14 protein-coding genes and 1 pseudogene are annotated in these 15,950 nt (G+C 73.6%); 11 read left to right on the forward strand and 4 right to left on the reverse strand.

Going from position 1 to position 15,950, the window contains the following annotated elements:
- Window positions 1-254: 254 nt before the first annotated feature.
- Entirely contained in the window at window positions 255-1,916 is a 1,662-nt protein-coding gene (locus tag HF519_RS25210) for a DNA repair helicase XPB (RefSeq protein ID WP_169415487.1), read from the reverse strand.
- Window positions 1,917-2,392: 476 nt separating this feature from the next.
- Here HF519_RS25210 and HF519_RS25215 point away from each other — a divergent pair, with 476 nt between their 5' ends.
- From HF519_RS25215 to HF519_RS25230, 4 genes are all read left to right on the forward strand, one after another.
- Window positions 2,393-6,076, forward strand: coding sequence for a sensor histidine kinase (locus HF519_RS25215; RefSeq protein WP_169415488.1), 3,684 nt, complete (start codon window positions 2,393-2,395; stop codon window positions 6,074-6,076).
- Window positions 6,073-6,495 carry a roadblock/LC7 domain-containing protein gene (locus tag HF519_RS25220; protein WP_169415489.1) on the forward strand — a complete coding sequence of 141 codons (423 nt, stop codon included), beginning with the start codon at window positions 6,073-6,075 and terminating at the stop codon, window positions 6,493-6,495. Before HF519_RS25215 ends, HF519_RS25220 begins: the two co-directional genes overlap by 4 nt.
- 62 nt (window positions 6,496-6,557) lie before the next feature.
- Window positions 6,558-7,160 (forward strand): DUF742 domain-containing protein, encoded by a 603-nt coding sequence (locus HF519_RS25225; RefSeq protein ID WP_169415490.1) that lies wholly within the window; start codon window positions 6,558-6,560, stop codon window positions 7,158-7,160.
- The gene (locus HF519_RS25230) at window positions 7,141-7,740 is read left to right on the forward strand and encodes a GTP-binding protein (RefSeq protein WP_169415491.1); all 600 of its coding nucleotides are present in this window, start codon (window positions 7,141-7,143) and stop codon (window positions 7,738-7,740) included. The genes HF519_RS25225 and HF519_RS25230 overlap by 20 nt, the downstream gene beginning before the upstream one ends.
- Window positions 7,741-7,811: 71 nt before the next feature.
- On the opposite strand, the gene HF519_RS25235 is transcribed toward HF519_RS25230, so the two are convergent.
- Window positions 7,812-10,058, reverse strand: a complete 2,247-nt coding sequence (locus HF519_RS25235) for a helicase-associated domain-containing protein (protein WP_169415492.1) — start codon at window positions 10,056-10,058, stop codon at window positions 7,812-7,814.
- 91 nt (window positions 10,059-10,149) lie between these two features.
- Here HF519_RS25235 and HF519_RS25240 point away from each other — a divergent pair, with 91 nt between their 5' ends.
- Both HF519_RS25240 and HF519_RS25245 read left to right on the forward strand, forming a co-directional pair.
- Complete coding sequence (locus tag HF519_RS25240; protein WP_169415493.1) at window positions 10,150-10,329, forward strand: hypothetical protein; 180 nt, start codon at window positions 10,150-10,152, stop codon at window positions 10,327-10,329.
- 14 nt (window positions 10,330-10,343) lie between these two features.
- The gene (locus HF519_RS25245) at window positions 10,344-10,913 is read left to right on the forward strand and encodes a nucleotidyltransferase family protein (protein WP_281358643.1); all 570 of its coding nucleotides are present in this window, start codon (window positions 10,344-10,346) and stop codon (window positions 10,911-10,913) included.
- A 55-nt stretch (window positions 10,914-10,968) separates the two neighbouring features.
- Here HF519_RS25245 and HF519_RS25250 read toward each other — a convergent pair whose 3' ends face one another.
- Window positions 10,969-11,547: a LysM peptidoglycan-binding domain-containing protein gene (locus HF519_RS25250; protein ID WP_438826438.1), complete on the reverse strand. Its 579-nt coding sequence runs from the start codon at window positions 11,545-11,547 to the stop codon at window positions 10,969-10,971.
- Window positions 11,548-12,020: 473 nt separating this feature from the next.
- Here HF519_RS25250 and moaC point away from each other — a divergent pair, with 473 nt between their 5' ends.
- From moaC to HF519_RS25265, 3 genes are read left to right on the forward strand one after another with little or no spacing between them, the layout of a single operon-like run.
- Window positions 12,021-12,500, forward strand: coding sequence for a cyclic pyranopterin monophosphate synthase MoaC (gene moaC, locus HF519_RS25255; RefSeq protein ID WP_312860335.1), 480 nt, complete (start codon window positions 12,021-12,023; stop codon window positions 12,498-12,500).
- Complete coding sequence (locus tag HF519_RS25260; protein WP_169415497.1) at window positions 12,497-12,976, forward strand: MogA/MoaB family molybdenum cofactor biosynthesis protein; 480 nt, start codon at window positions 12,497-12,499, stop codon at window positions 12,974-12,976. Before moaC ends, HF519_RS25260 begins: the two co-directional genes overlap by 4 nt.
- Entirely contained in the window at window positions 12,976-13,437 is a 462-nt protein-coding gene (locus HF519_RS25265; RefSeq protein WP_169415498.1) for a molybdenum cofactor biosynthesis protein MoaE, read from the forward strand. The genes HF519_RS25260 and HF519_RS25265 overlap by 1 nt, the downstream gene beginning before the upstream one ends.
- A 90-nt stretch (window positions 13,438-13,527) precedes the next feature.
- On the opposite strand, the gene HF519_RS25270 is transcribed toward HF519_RS25265, so the two are convergent.
- Entirely contained in the window at window positions 13,528-14,118 is a 591-nt protein-coding gene (locus HF519_RS25270) for a LysM peptidoglycan-binding domain-containing protein (protein WP_169415499.1), read from the reverse strand.
- Window positions 14,119-14,747: 629 nt separating this feature from the next.
- Between HF519_RS25270 and HF519_RS25275 the strand changes: the two genes are divergently transcribed.
- Both HF519_RS25275 and HF519_RS25280 read left to right on the forward strand, forming a co-directional pair.
- Window positions 14,748-15,608: an AAA family ATPase gene (locus HF519_RS25275; RefSeq protein ID WP_211170555.1), complete on the forward strand. Its 861-nt coding sequence runs from the start codon at window positions 14,748-14,750 to the stop codon at window positions 15,606-15,608.
- An 11-nt stretch (window positions 15,609-15,619) separates the two neighbouring features.
- A pseudogene (locus tag HF519_RS25280) lies at window positions 15,620-15,950 on the forward strand (vWA domain-containing protein); the annotation flags it as partial.

A 15,950-nucleotide genomic window follows, 5' to 3' on the forward strand; every position in this document is an offset into this window, starting at 1 on the left:
CGCTGAGATGGGGCGGGCGGGGGCGCGGGACCCGGTCTCGGTCCAGGGGGACCTGCCGGTCCCGCAACCGGATCACCCGACTGAGGAAGACGGCCACCACCACCGAGGCGATCAACCAGACCGCCACAGTGAGGAGGATCCAGGTAAGCGCCGAAATGGGGTCACCCCTAGGAGTGCGTGTGTCACCCAGTGTCCACGGATTCACCCCGCCGCGCATCCCGTGATCGGGGGGTTTCCCGGCCGTCGGCGCCCGGTCAGCCCACCTCGGGCAGCGCGGGGCCGAGCAGGTCGTCGGCGTCGACGATCCGGTAGGCGTAGCCCTGCTCGGCCAGGAACCGCTGCCGGTGCGCGGCGTACTCGGTGTCGAGGGTGTCGCGGGAGACGACCGAGTAGAAGTGCGCCTGCCGGCCGTCGCCCTTCGGACGCAGCAGCCGGCCCAGCCGCTGGGCCTCCTCCTGCCGGGAGCCGAACGTCCCCGACACCTGGATCGCGATCGACGCCTCGGGCAGGTCGATGGAGAAGTTCGCCACCTTGCTCACCACGAGCCGGTTGACCTCACCGGCCCGGAAGGCGTCGAACAGCGCCTCGCGCTCCTTGTTCTTGGTCGAACCCTGGATCACCGGACAGTCCAGCGCCTCACCGAGCTCGTCGAGCTGGTCGAGGTAGGCGCCGATGACCAGCGCCGGCTCGCCCGCGTGGCGATCCAGGATGGCCTTGACGACCGGCAGCTTGGTCCGTGCCGTCGACGCCATCCGGTAGCGCTCCTCGGCCTCCGCGGTCGCGTAGCCCAGCCGCTCGGCGTCGGTGAGGGTGACCCGGACCTCGGTGCACTCGGCCGGGGCGATCCAGCCCTGCTGCTCGATGTCGCGCCAGGGGGCGTCGTAGCGCTTGGGGCCGATCAACGAGAACACGTCGCCCTCCCGGCCGTCCTCGCGGACCAGGGTCGCGGTCAGCCCGAGACGGCGCCGGGACTGCAGGTCGGCCGTCATCCGGAACACCGGGGCGGGCAGCAGGTGCACCTCGTCGTAGATCACGAGGCCCCAGTCGCGGGAGTCGAACAGCTCCAGGTGCTTGTACTCGCCCTTGGTCTTGCGCGTGATCACCTGGTAGGTGGCGATCGTGACCGGCCGGATCTCCTTGCGTTCCCCGGAGTACTCGCCGATCTCGTCCTCGGTCAGCGACGTGCGGGCGAGCAGCTCACGCTTCCACTGCCGGCCCGACACGGTGTTCGTGACCAGGATCAGCGTGGTCGCCCGGGCCTGCGCCATCGCCGCGGCGCCGACGAGGGTCTTGCCCGCGCCGCAGGGCAGCACGACGACGCCCGAGCCACCGGCCCAGAAGCCCTCGACGGCCTCGCGCTGGTAGCCGCGCAGCGTCCAGCCGTCCTCGGCCAGCGCGATCGGGTGCGCCTCGCCGTCGACGTAGCCGGCCAGGTCCTCGGCGGGCCAGCCCACCTTGAGCAGCGCCTGCTTGAGGGTCCCGCGCTCCGACGGGTGCACGACCACCGTGTCGTCGTCGATGCGCGCGCCGAGCATCGGGGCGATCTTCTTCTGCCGGAGGATCTCCTCCAGGACGGCGCGGTCGAGCGCCACGAGCACGAGCCCGTGGACCGGGGAGTTGGTCAGCTGCAGCCGGCCGTAACGCCCCATCGTGTCCACCACGTCGACCAGCAGCGGCTGCGGGACGGCGTAGCGGGAGAACCGGACCAGTGCGTCCACGACCTGCTCGGCGTCGTGCCCCGCGGCCCTGGCGTTCCACAGAGCCAGCGGGGTCACCCGGTAGGTGTGCACGTGTTCGGGGGCCCGTTCCAGCTCGGCGAACGGCGCGATCGCCGAGCGCGCGTCCGAGGCGGCCGGGTGGTCGACCTCGAGCAGCAGGGTCTTGTCGGATTGGACGATCAGGGGTCCATCGGCCACAGACTGTCCTTTCATGGCGTGGCGGCGAGGCGAGCGGAGCTTTCCCGTCGGTGAACGGTCGGGGCGGCGGGCGCGGGAGAGCGGGCGGCCCGGCTGAAGGCCTCGCCGGAAGGGGATGCGATCTCTTCGGGCTATACTTCTGCAGCTCTGTTCGAGAACGCACGAGTGCCACGACGATCATACCCGGTCTCCACGGCCGGCGCCCTTCCCCAGCGGGGCGCGTGTCGGGGATGACCAGAGAGTCCGGGTGGGTGATCGGGGAGACCCGCCGCCACCACCCGGCCCACCACAGAAGGCGCGACGGATCGACCCGATGTTCAGGCGATGCTCCCCCCGCAGGCAGCCCAACCGGATAGGCCATTTGCCGCGCCTGGAGCACACCTCGGCTCGTTTCGGCCCGCGGGCTGCGCTCCGGAGGAGTCCGGCATGCCAGAGTTCTGCGGATCGTCGCCGCCCACCAACAGGGAGACGTTGACGTGACCAGCACCGAGCGCGACCCCTCGTGGTCCGAGCGGTTGAACCCGCGCAACTGGAACCTGGCCGTGAAGCTGGTCGTCGTGGGTCTCGTGCCCACGCTGCTGGCCCTGACGCTGGGTGTCCTGCGGGTCGCCGACCAGGCCGACGCGGCCGCGGCCCTCGGCCACAGCAACCGGTTGCTCGAAGTCCGCACCGACGTGGCCGCCGCCGCCGATGCGCTGCGGGCCGAGCGGAACCGGTCCGTGCTGTTCGTGGCCGGCAACCGGACCGACGACCGAGCGGCCGTGCAGAACCAGTTCACCGAGACCGACGCGGCGCTCACCTCGATCCGCGACGCGATCGGTGACGGCAGCAGCCTCGACCAGGGCACGACCGCCGCGGTGCGGCAGGCCGAGCAGGGGCTGTCCGAGCTGCCCAGGATCCGCTCGGAAGCCCTGGAGTCGCCGGCCTCCGCCGACGACCTGCTGCGTCGCTACACCACCGCCGTCGAGGCGGTCGACGTGTTCGGACGGGCGCTGCTGCGCCAGGTCCGCACGTCGGAGGTGGCCGGTCTCTCCGACGCGCTGACCGCCGCGACGACCGCGAAGGAGCAGCTCGCACGCCAGCACACGGTGCTGGGCGCGGCGATCGCCGCCGGGCAGTTGCGGCCCACCGACTCCGCGAGCATCACCGCCACCGACGGTGCGTTCTCCGCCGCGTTCGCCGAGTACCGGGTGGCCCTGACCCCGGAGCAGGTCGAGCGGTACGGGGCCTTCGCCACCGACCCGGCCAACAGCGACCGGGAGCGGATCCGGAACGAGGCCCTCCTGACCCCGCCCAACCGCCCGGTCGCGGCCGACCCGGTCGCGTGGGACGCGGCCTACCAGGCCTCGCTGGCCGCCGTGGAGCGGTCGGGCACGGGCATCCGCGACGAGCTGACCGCGACCAGTACCGCCGCCGAGGAGCGCGCGAGCAACCTGGCGGGCATCAACTCGGTGATCCTGATGCTCGGCCTGCTGCTCGGCATCACGATCATCGTCCTGCTGGCCCGGACCCTCGTCCGGTCGCTGCGGGTGCTGCGCAACAGCGCGCTGGACGTCGCCGAACGCCGGCTGCCCCAGGCGGTCGAGAGCATGCGGGCGGGCGAGGCGCCGAACGCGAACGTCGAACCCGTCCCGATCGTCTCGCGCGACGAGGTCGGTCAGGTGGCCCGGGCGTTCGACGCCGTGCACGGCCAGGCCGTCCGGCTGGCCGCCGACCAGGCGGCGCTGCAGGCCAACGTCAGCAGCATGTTCGTCAACCTCTCCCGGCGCAGCCAGGCCCTCGTCGAACGCCAGCTGCAGCTCATCGAGCAGCTGGAGAGCAACGAGCAGGACCCGGACCAGCTGTCCAACCTGTTCCAGCTCGACCACCTCGCGACCCGTATGCGACGCAACAGCGAGAACCTGCTGGTCCTCGCGGGCACCGACCTCAGCAAGCGCAACGTCGCCCCGGTGCCGGTCGTCGACGTGCTGCGCGCAGCCGTGTCGGAGATCGAGCAGTACCAGCGGATCGTGGTCCAGGCCCCGCCGACGGCCACCGTCATGGGACGCGCCGCGAGCGACCTCGTCCACCTGCTGGCCGAGCTGCTCGACAACGCCACGAACTTCTCGCCGCCCGACTCCCAGGTGGTCATGAGCACCACCCGGACCGCGGACGGGTCGATCCTGGTCGAGATCGCCGACCGGGGCGTCGGGATGGCCGAGCACGAGCTGAGCGACGCCAACCAGCGACTCGGCGGGCCGTCGGCGGTCGACGTGTCCGCGTCGCGCCGGATGGGCCTGTTCGTGGTCGGCCGGCTGGCCGCCCGGCACGGGATCGGCGTCCGGCTGGGCACCTCGACGGTCGGCGCCCCCGGCGGCCTGACCGCCTCGGTGACCGTGCCGTCGTACCTGATCCCGTCGGCCGAGCCGGACGTCACCCGTCCCACCGGCATCGGCCAGCTTCCCCCGATCCCCCCCGGTCCGCAGAACGGCTCCGCTCCGCAGAACGGCACCGCCCCGCAGAACGGCACCGCCCCGCAGAACGGCCCGGCGTCGCGGAACGGCTCCGCTCCGCAGGCCGGCCCGGGTCCGCAGAACGGCCCGGATCCGCAGAACGGTGTCGTTCCGCAGAACGACGGGGCCCCGCAGCACCCGGTGGTGAACGGGAACGGCCGGGCCGTGTCACTGTCCTCGCTGGTCGCCGGCGCGGACGGCCCGATGAGCCCGGTGTCCTTCGAGTCGGGCCCCGGCCCGCTGGGCGAGCACCCGTCGTTCCCGTCGATGCCGCTCAACGGCACCGGCCCGGCGCTGCCCACCCGCCGTCCGGGCTCCACCCTGCGCTCCGGCAGCGCGCCGGCGGGCCAGGACGGTCCCACCCGGCCCGAGCCGCGTCCGGGCGAGCCGCAGCCCCCGGCCGCGGACCCGTCGGGCACCGGTGACCCCAGCGGCCCGCGTTCCCCGATGGCGCCCGACGCCGGCCAGCGGCCGGTCGAGCGTTCCGGCGGCGCCCCGGCCGCTCCGCAGGCGTTCGACACGGGCCAGGGCGCTCCGGTGAAGCGCTCCGGTGAAGCCCCGGCCGCCCCCCGGGGTTCCGACGCCCCGTCCGCGGGCCCGAACGGCGTGGCATCGGGCAGTCGAGCGGGCGGCAGCCGCCCGGGCGGCAGCCACCCCGGCGACCAGCAGGCCCCCCGGCCGCCGCAGATCCCACCGGCACCGCCCACGACCCCGATGCGTTCGGTTCCCCCAGCCGAAGCGGCGGGCGAGTCGCCGGCCGAGCCCGACGGCGTGAAGGCCCAGGAGCCGCAGCCGGGCCCGCGTGGGCCCGTCGAGACCTCGAACGGGCGTGCCGGCGCTCCGGTCGGTCCGGCTCCGCAGCCACCGGTGTCCCAGGCTCCCCCGCCGCTCCCGGTCCGGCAGGCTCGTCAGGCCTTCCCGGCTGCCACGAGCCGGCCCCAGGAGAGTCTCTTCTCGCCGAACGTGCCCCCGGTCGCCGATCCGAACCGCTCGGGTCAGCTCCGGCGGCCGGGGGTCGAACTCCGTTCGCCCGCCCAGTTCGACATGGGACAGACCACGCCGATCTTCGAGGAGATCGCCTCGGCCTGGTTCCGGTCGAACCGGCCGGTGCCGGTGAACTGGGCGACGACCGGGAAGGACGGCGCCGGTGCGCCCGCCTCCCCGGCGGTCGAGCGTCCGGCCGGGCCCGCTGCGCCCGCGGCGCCGAACTCACAGCCGGCCCCGGCCACGCAGGCCGCGCCTGCCACACCGACAGCGCCTGCCGCACCCGCGGCTCCGGCCGCCGAGCCCGCGGCCGAGCAGCCCGCCGAGGCCACCGAGCAGCCGGTGGCGAGCGCCTCGGCGTCCGACCCCGGGTTCGCGACCACCGCGGACGAGGGTTGGCGCGCCGCGGAGGGCACCGCCGCCGCGCCGACGGGCGACGAGGTGACCGCGGCCGGCCTGCCCAAGCGGCGCCCCCGGGCGCGGCTCGTGCCGGGCAGTGCAGCAGGATCCGCCGTACTGGCGGCCCCGTCGTCACCGTCCCGGACCGCCGAGGCGGTGCGCGGCCGGCTGGCCAGTTATCAGCAGGGTGTCCGGCAGGGCCGGGAGAGCAGGCTCCGCCAACAGACACAATCGGCCGCTGGATCGCACCAGTCGGGCGACGGACAGGACGAGGAGACCAGGTGACTGCACCACAGACGCAACCGAGCCGGTTCGGATGGCTGGTCACGAACTTCGCCGAGCGGGTGCCGGGCGTCGCGCACGCCATCGTGGTGTCCGCCGACGGGCTGTTGCTGACCAGTTCCGACCGGCTGCCCCGGGACCGCGCCGACCAGCTCGCCGCGGTGTCCTCCGGCCTGGTGAGCCTGACCCAGGGTGCAGCACGCTGCTTCGACGCCGGCGGCGTGGTGCAGACCGTGGTCGAGATGGATCGTGGGATCGTGCTGCTCATGTCCATCAGCGACGGTTCCTGCCTGGCGGTGCTCGCGTCGCCGAACTGTGACATCGGCCTGATCGGCTACGAGATGACGCTCCTGGTCGACCGTGTCGGCCAGCTGCTGACCCCTGAACTGCGTGCGGAGCTGCAGGGCTCGTTCGGCCCCTGACTCGTTCCGCACGACCCAGACACGCTCCACCATCGATGATCGGCAAAGGCAGGTGAGGTCCGATGACCACCGGTCCCGACGACGAGCGCCGGCATTCCCCCGAGCCGACATTCGCCGACGTGATGAACGGCTTCACCCTCGACAGCGGTCGAGGCGGTAAACGTCGGCGCTGGGGGCGCCGCCGCGGTGAGGACGTCGAGCGCGGGCCGAGCGGAGGTGCCGAGCCACCCCCGTCGGCCGCGCCGTCGCTGCCGCCCACCGGCCCGATCGACCTCCGCGCGGTGGAGTCCGCATCGTTGGACCCGACTCCGGTGGAGGCCGCGTCCGGGGCGGCTGCGGTCCGCCCCTACGCCTGGACCCGGGGTCGCACGAAGTCCGGGCTCGACCTGGCGATCGAGACGTTGGTGTCCACCAGCACCCAGGGCCGCAACCAGCTCGGGCTCCTGCAGGTGGAGCACCGGGCGGTCGCGGAGCTCTGCGAGCAGACCCGGTCGGTCGCCGAGGTCGCCGCGCTCCTCTCACTGCCCCTCGGGGTGGCCCGGGTGCTGCTGGGCGACATGGCCGGGCTGGGCGTGGTTGTCGTGCACCAGACCGCGAGCAGTGCCGGCAGCCTGCCGGACCTCGCCCTGATGGAAAGGGTGTTGAGTGGACTCCGTCGGCTCTAGGCCACAGGCGGTCGCCACCACGGCGACGATATCGGCCAAGATCGTGGTGGCCGGTGGGTTCGGCGTGGGTAAGACGACCTTCGTCGGTTCGGTCTCCGAGATCGTGCCGCTGACCACCGAGGCCGTCATGACCGAGGCCAGCGCCGGACATGACGATCTGTCAGCCACCCCGAACAAGTCCACCACCACGGTGGCGATGGACTTCGGCCGGGTCTCCCTGGACGCCGACCTGATCCTCTACCTGTTCGGCACGCCAGGGCAGCACCGGTTCTGGTTCATGTGGGACGACCTGGTCCGCGGCGCCATCGGCGCCGTCGTACTGGTCGACACCCGCCGGCTGGCCGACTGCTTCGCGGCCATCGACTTCTTCGAGGACCGCGGCCTGCCCTACGTCGTGGGACTGAACGCCTTCGACGGGCTGATCCAGCACCGCGTGGAGGACGTGCGCGAGGCCATGTCCATCGACCCGGCGGTACCGATCGTCCTCTGCGACGCCCGGGACCGCGCGTCGACCAAGCAGACGCTGATCGCTCTCGTCGAGCACGCGATGCGCCACCGGCTCACCGCGGGCGCCCGCTAGCCCGGCCCACGCGTCACGTTCCCGGACCGCCCGGCAGCCCGCTGCCGGGCGGTCCGGCGTACGAGGGTCGCTCAGTCCTCCACGAGCGCGATCGACGTGATCCGGTGCAGCGGCACCCGGTACAGATCGCCGCCGACCCGGTCGCGGCCCTCGACGACCCCGCCGCCGACGTTCATCGGCTCCAGCACCCGCTCACCGGCGACCCCGTGTCCGTCGACGAAGCCGATCCACACGCTGCGCCGGGCGCGCGCCGCGTGCTGCAGGGTGGCGAGCGTGTCGCTGGCGCCGTTCGACGCCGCCGGGGCCACCCGGCCGGAGACGCTGCGCCGCACCCCGGCCAGCGCGTCACCGGCCCGCATCCGCGACACCACTGACTCCAGGTGCGCGGCGCTGGGCTCGGACGAGACCGGCGTCCGGGCGGCGCGCGAGCGCCGGGCGTCGATCCGGCGGCCTCGGTCGCTCAGATCGAGGACCCCGCCACCGGCGTCCTCCGCCGCGGGGCTGAAGCCGGCCGCTCGCAGCCCGTCGAGCAGTTCGACGAGCGGCAGCGGGGAGACGACCACGGTGGGCGCGATCCGGCGCAGCTCGAGCACCGTGCTGTCCGGGTGGGCCAGCACCTCCGAGAGCAGCACCTCGTCGTCGGAGCGCAGGAAGGACGCCGCTGCGCCGCCGCGCAAGCGTCCGTGCCGGCGGGCCACGTCCTCCACGAGGTAGGTCAGGGCCTGCGGGACCGGGGTGGCCGACCGCGCCGCGAGCAGGTCCCGCACCTCGGTCGCGGTGCGGCCGGCGTCGAGAGCGCGGCGCACGCTGGTCTCGGTGAACCGGTACACGGTCGCACCGCCTGCGGACTCGACATCGGCCATCAGCGCGAGCTCGTGGGCCAGCTCCGCGACGAGCGGCCCGGGGGCGATGGCGGTGAGGTCGGCCTGGAGCAGGACGTGGTCGATCGGTTCGGGCAGCGCGGCGCGCAGCGCTGCGGCGGCCCCGCCCGGGTCGTCCAGCAGCGCCCGGCCCGGACCGGAGAGGGCGTCGAGCGCGACGACGCCGAGCACCGTCGCCTCGGCCAGCGTCCAGTCGACCACCTCGTCGCGCAGCCGGCCGCCACGCCGCGGCGCGCGCCAGGCGAGTAGGTTCGCCAGTGCGGCGGGCGACCCCACGGCGGTTCCGGCCGGCAGCTCGGCGAGGCCGGCGAGCACCCGGCGGCGGTCGCGCACCGCAAGCGGCCGGCGCAGCGGGTCGGAGAGCGCGGGGATGGGCCGACCGGCGTCGTCGCGGCGCCCGATCAGTCCCGGCAGCCGGGGCAGCTCGAGCCACGTCCGGACGAGGAGGGACCAGCGCTGCTCGGCCCCGCCGGCGCTCCAGATGTCCGCGGCGGTGGTGGGCGTCCACTCCGGCGCGGGACCGTCGCACTCCCCGATCAGGTCGGCGGCGACGGCGAGCTCGATCAGTAGCGCGGCGACCGGCTCGTCGACGTCCATCTCCTTGGCCGCGCGGCGCAGCTCCCGCACCCCCAGGCCCCCGGACCGCAGCACCGGCGGCGGCGCCTGGCCCCAGAACGCGATCAGGGCCTCGACCTGGCGCAGCGCGGCGAGCGCGGCACCGGCCGCGGTGCCGTCCACGGTCTCGGCCCCGCGGTCCACCGTGGACAGATCCGGCGGCGCGACCTCAATCGGGCCCAGCGGCCGGTCTCCACGTAGGGCCAGCCCGACCTGCCGTGGCAGCTCGACGGTCTCGGGATCGACCCGCAGCAACAGGCCACGGGCGAGCAACCGGCCGACCGGGCTGTCCGGATCCGAGCCGGCCCGGCTGCGACCGATCGGCGGCCCGGCGGCCAGTGCCTCGAGCACCCGGCGCTCGTCCGGCTCCACCGCGGCCAGGAGCTCCGGAAGTTCGCTCGACGCGGCCGGACCCGACCCCGGGCGGCCCAGGCCCCCGGGGTGGCGCGGTACGACCTCGCGGGCCGCCGGGACGAGCGAGAGCTCGTCGTCGGCGCCCCACAGCAGGGCCCGCTCCCGCAGCGCCCACAGCGCCCGCTGCAGCGCGGGGGCGGCGACGTCCGGGCCGAGTAACCGGCGCACCTCGGCGAGCGGGACGGGCCCGGTGTCGGCGTCGGCCACGACCAGCGCCTCGAGGACGGCCAGCGTGACGGTGTCGAGGTCGTCGCAGGCCCGGTGCACCGAGGCACGGATGCCGGCCCGAGTGGCCAGCACCGTGAGGTCGGCGGGCGGCGGCACGGCCAGGTCGGGGCGCAGCCGTAGCAACTCGGCGAGGGTCTCGTCGTCCTGGGCGCGCAGCCAGTCGACCAGCGGGATGTGCATCGACGCCCACGTTAGCCGTCGGTATGCCGAGTCCGCCGCACCGGCCGATGCGGGATAATGAGGGCAACACCGACGACATTGGAGGTAAACCGTGGCGAAGCCCGACCGCCCGGGCCGGATCGACCCGGCCTGGCCGAACCTGCCTGACGGCGAGCACCCGGTCACGGAGTTCGCCGCCCCGCTGCAGGGCTCGCTCTCCCCTTTCGGGGACATCGAGTTCCCGCTGGACAAGGTGCCCTACGAGCACCCCGTCACGGAGATCAACAAGTAGCCGGGCCGGCAGGCCTGCTCCTGGCGGCCGGCGCGGGCCGGCGCATGGGCGGGCCCAAGGCACTCGTCGAGCTCGACGGCGAACCGCTCGTTCGGCGGGCCCTGCGGGTGCTCGCCGACGGCGGTTGCGCCCCGCTCGTCGTCGTCCTCGGTGCGGCCTCCGAGGAGGTGCGCTCCCGGCTTCCGGCCGGGGCGCTGCCGGTCGTCGCCCCGGACTGGGCCGAGGGCATGGGCGCCTCGCTGCGCGCCGGTCTGCAGGCGCTGGACGAGCTCGACCCGCGGCCGGACGCCGCGGTGGTGCACCTGGTCGACCTGCCGGGCGTCACGGCGGCCGCCGTCGCCCGGCTCGCCGCACAGAGCGCCCCGGAGGCGCTGGTCCGAGCGGCCTACGCGGGCGAGCCCGCCCATCCCGTCCTCATCGGACGTTCGCATTGGGCGGGCGTGCGGTCGTCCGCCGCCGGCGACGCCGGCGCCCGCGGTTACCTGGCCGGGCACCCCGATCTGAGCCTGCTGGAGTGCGGCGACCTCGCCGACCCGGACGACGTCGACACCCCGGAGCAACTAGCCCGCTACCGGTCCGGATGAGAGCGGGCCCCGGGGCCGCCGTGGCGGCTCCCGGGGCCCGATTCCAGCAGCGCTGTCAGAGGGCGACCCTCTGGCCGGGGAAGATCAGGTTGGGGTTGCCCGCCAGCGCCGGGTTCTTGTCCAGGATGGCCTGGAAGCCGCCGGCGACGCCCTGCTGAGCCGCGATCGTGCTCAGCGTGTCGCCGGCCTTGACGACGTAGTTCGCGCCCGGCGCCGGGTTGGCCAGCCGGATCTTGCCCGGGGCTGCGACGGGCGCCTTGGCCGGCGCGGGGATCTGCAGCGGGGCGCTTCGCACGGTGGCACCGTCACCCGTGGCACCGGCCTTGCGCGAGCACACCGGCCAGGCGCCCCAGCCCTGCTTGGCGAGCACCCGCTCGGCGACGACGATCTGCTGCTCCCGGGTGGCCTGGTTCGCACTGGGCGCGAACTCGGCGCCCCCGAAGCCCTTCCAGGTCTGCGCCGCGAACTGCAGGCCCCCCTTGTAGCCGTTCCCGGTGTCGATCGCCCAGTTCCCACCGCTCTCGCACTGCGCGACCCGGTCCCAGGTCGAATCGGGCGCCGCCTGCGCCGCAGGGGCGGCGACGACCAGTGGGGCCCCCGCCACGGCGCCCGCGATGGCGGTCCGAGCGATCACCCGGCCAGCAGTGGTCGGCTTACGGTGGTGGCCGCGAATACGAGGCATGGCAATTCTCCGCCGCTGCGCACCGAATGCACCGCCCGGGGAGCCGGCGGCGGGCCGTCGGGCCCGTTGATTCGTCCCTGTCCCACGTACTGTTTCCGGGGGCCGGCACCACCGGACAGGGCGCGCGCTGTAGTGCCGGGGCCCATCCGCAATGGGGGAGTCGAGCGGGCCGCAAGGACGCTACGACGATCTTCGGCGACTGCGAAACCCACGGCGCTGCCGCCTGCACGATCGGTAGGGCGCGGGCGCGGAGATGTGGTAGCCGGGGTTTCAGCAGGTCACGCGCGCGTATAACGAGCAGGAAACGCTTCGGATACGGAACAGTCTGGTTGCGCGATGGTGATATGAATCACACCCATCCGGGACGGGGACGTGACGAGGGCCGCAGGGCACCCGCTCGCCCGTCACGACGTAGGGTCGACACCGTGGACTTGACCCACGTCGACAGCACCGGCGCCGCGCGGATGGTGGACGTCTCCGACAAGGAGGCGACCACCCGCACCGCAGTGGCCACCGGCACCCTGCGCACCACCGCCGAGGTCGTCGATCTGCTGCGCCGCGACGGACTGCCCAAGGGCGACGCGATCGCGACCGCCCGGATCGCGGGAATCATGGGCGCGAAGAAGACCCCGGACCTGATCCCGCTGTGCCACCCCATCGCGGTGAGCGGCGTCGTCCTGGATCTGGAGCCCGACGGCGCCGAGGTCCGCATCCGGGCCACGGTGAAGACCACCGACCGCACCGGCGTCGAGATGGAGGCCCTGACCGCGGTGGCCGTGGCCGGGCTGGCCCTGCACGACATGGTGAAGGCCGTCGACCCCGCCGCGGTGCTCGACGGCGTGCGCGTGGAGCGCAAGGAGGGCGGCAAGACGGGCAGCTGGGCCCGCCCGGAGAACCGGGCATGACCGAGCCTCGGCGGGCCCACGTGATCACCGCGTCGAACCGCGCCGCGGTCGGCGTCTACCCGGACCGCGGTGGTCCGCTGATCGTCGACTGGCTCCGCGAGCGCGGCTACGAGTGCCCGGACGCCACGGTCGCGCCGGACGGCGAGCCGGTGGCCGAGGCGCTGCGGGCCGCGGTCGCGACCGGCGTCGACGTCGTGCTCACCACCGGAGGCACCGGCATCTCGCCCACCGACGCGACACCCGAGGTCACCCGCGCTCTGATCGACTACGAGGTCCCGGGCCTCGCCGACGCGATCCGCGCGGCCGGCGCGCCGAAGGTACCGACGGCGGTGCTGTCCCGTGGCGTCGCCGGGGTCGTCGGACGCACTCTGGTGGTGAACCTGCCCGGGTCGACCGGGGGCGTCCGCGATGGGCTCGCGGTGCTCGCGGACGTTCTCGACCATGCCGTGGACCAGCTGCGAGGAGGCGACCACTGATGAGTGCCGCACCGTCGAACGGCGCGCAGACGCCGGGTGCCGCGGTCCTGCGGGCCGCGGTCGGGGAGGAACCCCTCGACGTCGACGAGCACGCCCGGCTGGTGGACAACGCGGCGGCCGGCGCGGTCGTCACGTTCGCCGGGGTGGTTCGGGACCACGACGGCGGCCGCTCGGTGCGCGGTCTGGAGTACAGCGCGCACCCGAGCGCGGAGAAGGTCGTGGCCGAGGTCGCGGCCGACGTGGCGGGGCGGGCTCAGGGGGTCCGCGCCGTTGCGGTGAGCCACCGCGTCGGACGACTCGAGATCGGCGACGTCGCGCTGGCCTGCGCGGTCGCGGCCGATCACCGCCAACAGGCCTTCGCCGTGTGCTCGGAACTGGTGGAAGAGGTCAAGCGCCGGCTGCCGGTCTGGAAGCACCAGGCGTTCACCGACGGTTCGGACGAGTGGGTCAACTCGACCTGATGCCCGCTCGGCGGAGCAGCTGATCGCCGCGGGCGGCGCGCCGGCCACGTGCCGGGCACGCGGGGCACCACCCGCGGCGATCGGGCCGGGTCAGCCCAGCTTCAGCACCTGGCCGACGTTGATCAGGTGCGGGTTGCCCAGGCCGTTGAGGCCCTGCAGCTTCTGCCAGGAGGTGCTGTTCGCGGCGGCGATCTTCGACAGGGTGTCGCCGGAGCGGACGGTGTAGCTCTGGCCGTTGCCGCCCTGAGCCGGGGCGGCCGGGGCAGAAGTCGTGGTCCGGGGGGCCGGCTTCGGAGCAGCCGGCTTCGAAGCGCGGACGGTGCGGCCCGGGCTGGCCTCGTGGCCCCGCAGGCCCATCTTGCTCGAGCACGCGGGCCAGGCGCCCCAGCCCTGCGCGGCGAGGACCCGCTCGGCGACGGCGATCTGCTGCTCACGGCTGGCGTTGTGCGCCGAGCCGGTGCCGCCGAAGGCCCGCCAGGTCGTGGGGTTGAACTGCAGGCCACCGGAGTAGCCGTTGCCGGTGTTGATGTTCCATCGGCCACCGCTCTCGCACTGCGCCAGCCGGTCCCACGCGGAGTCGGGAGCGGCGTTCGCCGTGCCGGCGACGGCGAGCGGGGCGCCGACCGCAACAGCGCCCGTCACGGCCAGGCGCAGGAGACTTCGCTTCGAGAAAATGGTCATCGGTGCTCTCCTTCCGCGCCACGTCGAGGATCCGGAGGGGGCCCGGGCGGGGAGTAGCCCGGCCGGCGATCACGCCGTACCCATCGGACGCAATTACTTGCATTCCGGAATTGCTTCCTCGCTCCTGTCCCGTCTCTCGATCTCGACGGACCGGCAAACCGCGGGACAGGAGCAGTGGCGCGGCGGTACCGGATGCATTTCGACCGTCCTGGTGGAACGGCCGAGCGAGGACGCTACGTTTCGAACGACAGTGAACGTCAATCCAGCTCGATGTGACGCTAGTCACTGTAACGACGCGAGATTACTTCCGACCGCGGTACTATCCCAGGTCAGAAGGCGGATTATCACGGCCCGATCACGCTGAATTAATTGAAACCGATACGCAACTATTGTCGATCCAGTCACATGCGATCTTGACGGAGCGTGATGGCCGGTAACGGAACGAAGCCACGTGATGTGACCGAGGTGGCTACCGGACGCCCGGTGAGTCATGCTGGAGCCGTGAACCGAAGCTCCCGAGTCAGCCCTGCGGCGGGGCGGATCCTGCTGTGACCGACTCCGCCACGGACGCCACCACCGCCGCCGCACGCAACGGCGGCCAGGTCCCGTCCCTCGAATCCCCCGCGGCCCTGGCGACGGCGCTGCGTTCCACCGGCTACCTCGCCGACGACGGCCTCGCCACCGCGGCGTTCCTGTCCATGAAGATGAACCGCCCCCTGTTCTGCGAGGGCGAGCCCGGTACCGGCAAGACGGCGCTGGCGCAGGCACTCGCCCAGGTGCTCGGTGCCGAGCTGATCCGGCTGCAGTGCCACGACGGCATCGACGCCAGCCAGGCGCTCTACGACTGGGACTTCCCCCGCCAGCTGCTGCACCTGCGGGCCCTGGAGGCCGCCGCGGGCGTCGGGGGCGAGAAGCTGGACGCGGACGCCGTCGAGGCCTCCCTCTACGACAAGCGCTTCCTGCTCGCCCGGCCGATCCTGCGTGCGCTGCAGACCACCCCCAGCGTGCTGCTGGTGGACGAGGTGGACCGCGCCGACGACGAGTTCGAGGCCTTCCTCCTCGAGGTGCTGACCGAGCACGCGGTGAGCATCCCGGAGGTCGGCGAGGTGCGGGCCAGCGTCCCGCCGCTCGTCGTCCTCACCTCGAACCGCACCCGCGAGGTCCACGACGCGCTCAAGCGGCGCTGTCTCTACCTGTGGCTCGACCACCCCGACGTGCAGCGCGAGATCGCGATCCTGCACAGCAGGCTGCCCGGACTGCCCGAACGGCTCGCCGCGCAGGTCGCCGGCACCGCGCACAAGCTGCGCCAGACCGACCTGCTCAAGCCGCCCGGTGTCGCCGAGTCGCTCGACTGGGCGCGGGCGCTGCAGCTCCTGGGAGCGCGTGAGCTGAACGTGGACAGCGCCGCGGCGACCCTCGGCGCGGTGCTGAAGTACCGCGAGGACGCCGACCGGGTGCGCAACCAGCTCGACACGCTGCTGGCGTCCTGAACGGCTCTGCCGTGTACCCAACTGCGCAGGCCCCGGCCCCGGCCGACGGCGCCGAGGACCCGCTGCCGGGACTGGTCGGGTTCACCGCCGTGCTCCGGCACGCCGGACTCCCCATCACCACCGACCGGGTCTCGGCGTTCCTCGGCGCGCTCGACGCCCTCGACATCACCAGCCGGCACCAGACGTACTGGGCCGGCCGGTTGACGCTGTGCTCGGACCCGGACGACATCCCGCTCTACGACGCGGCGTTCGAGTCCTGGTTCGAACCGGCGAGTGGCGGCAAGACCTCGATCAGGGACGAGCGCCCGCCACCGCCCCCGAAGCTCGCCTCCCTCACCCCGT

Source organism: Pseudonocardia bannensis (genome assembly GCF_012911875.1).
Taxonomy (GTDB): Bacteria; Actinomycetota; Actinomycetes; order Mycobacteriales; family Pseudonocardiaceae; genus Pseudonocardia; species Pseudonocardia bannensis.

Bases quoted from the DNA above. Each gene is read 5' to 3' on its own strand.
- HF519_RS25225 (WP_169415490.1), top strand. From the start codon at position 6,558: ATGACCACCGGTCCCGACGACGAGCGCCGGCATTCCCCCGAGCCGACA.
- HF519_RS25235 (WP_169415492.1), bottom strand. From the start codon at position 10,058: ATGCACATCCCGCTGGTCGACTGGCTGCGCGCCCAGGACGACGAGACC.
- HF519_RS25260 (WP_169415497.1), top strand. From the start codon at position 12,497: ATGACCGAGCCTCGGCGGGCCCACGTGATCACCGCGTCGAACCGCGCC.
- HF519_RS25265 (WP_169415498.1), top strand. From the start codon at position 12,976: ATGAGTGCCGCACCGTCGAACGGCGCGCAGACGCCGGGTGCCGCGGTC.
- HF519_RS25270 (WP_169415499.1), bottom strand. From the start codon at position 14,118: ATGACCATTTTCTCGAAGCGAAGTCTCCTGCGCCTGGCCGTGACGGGC.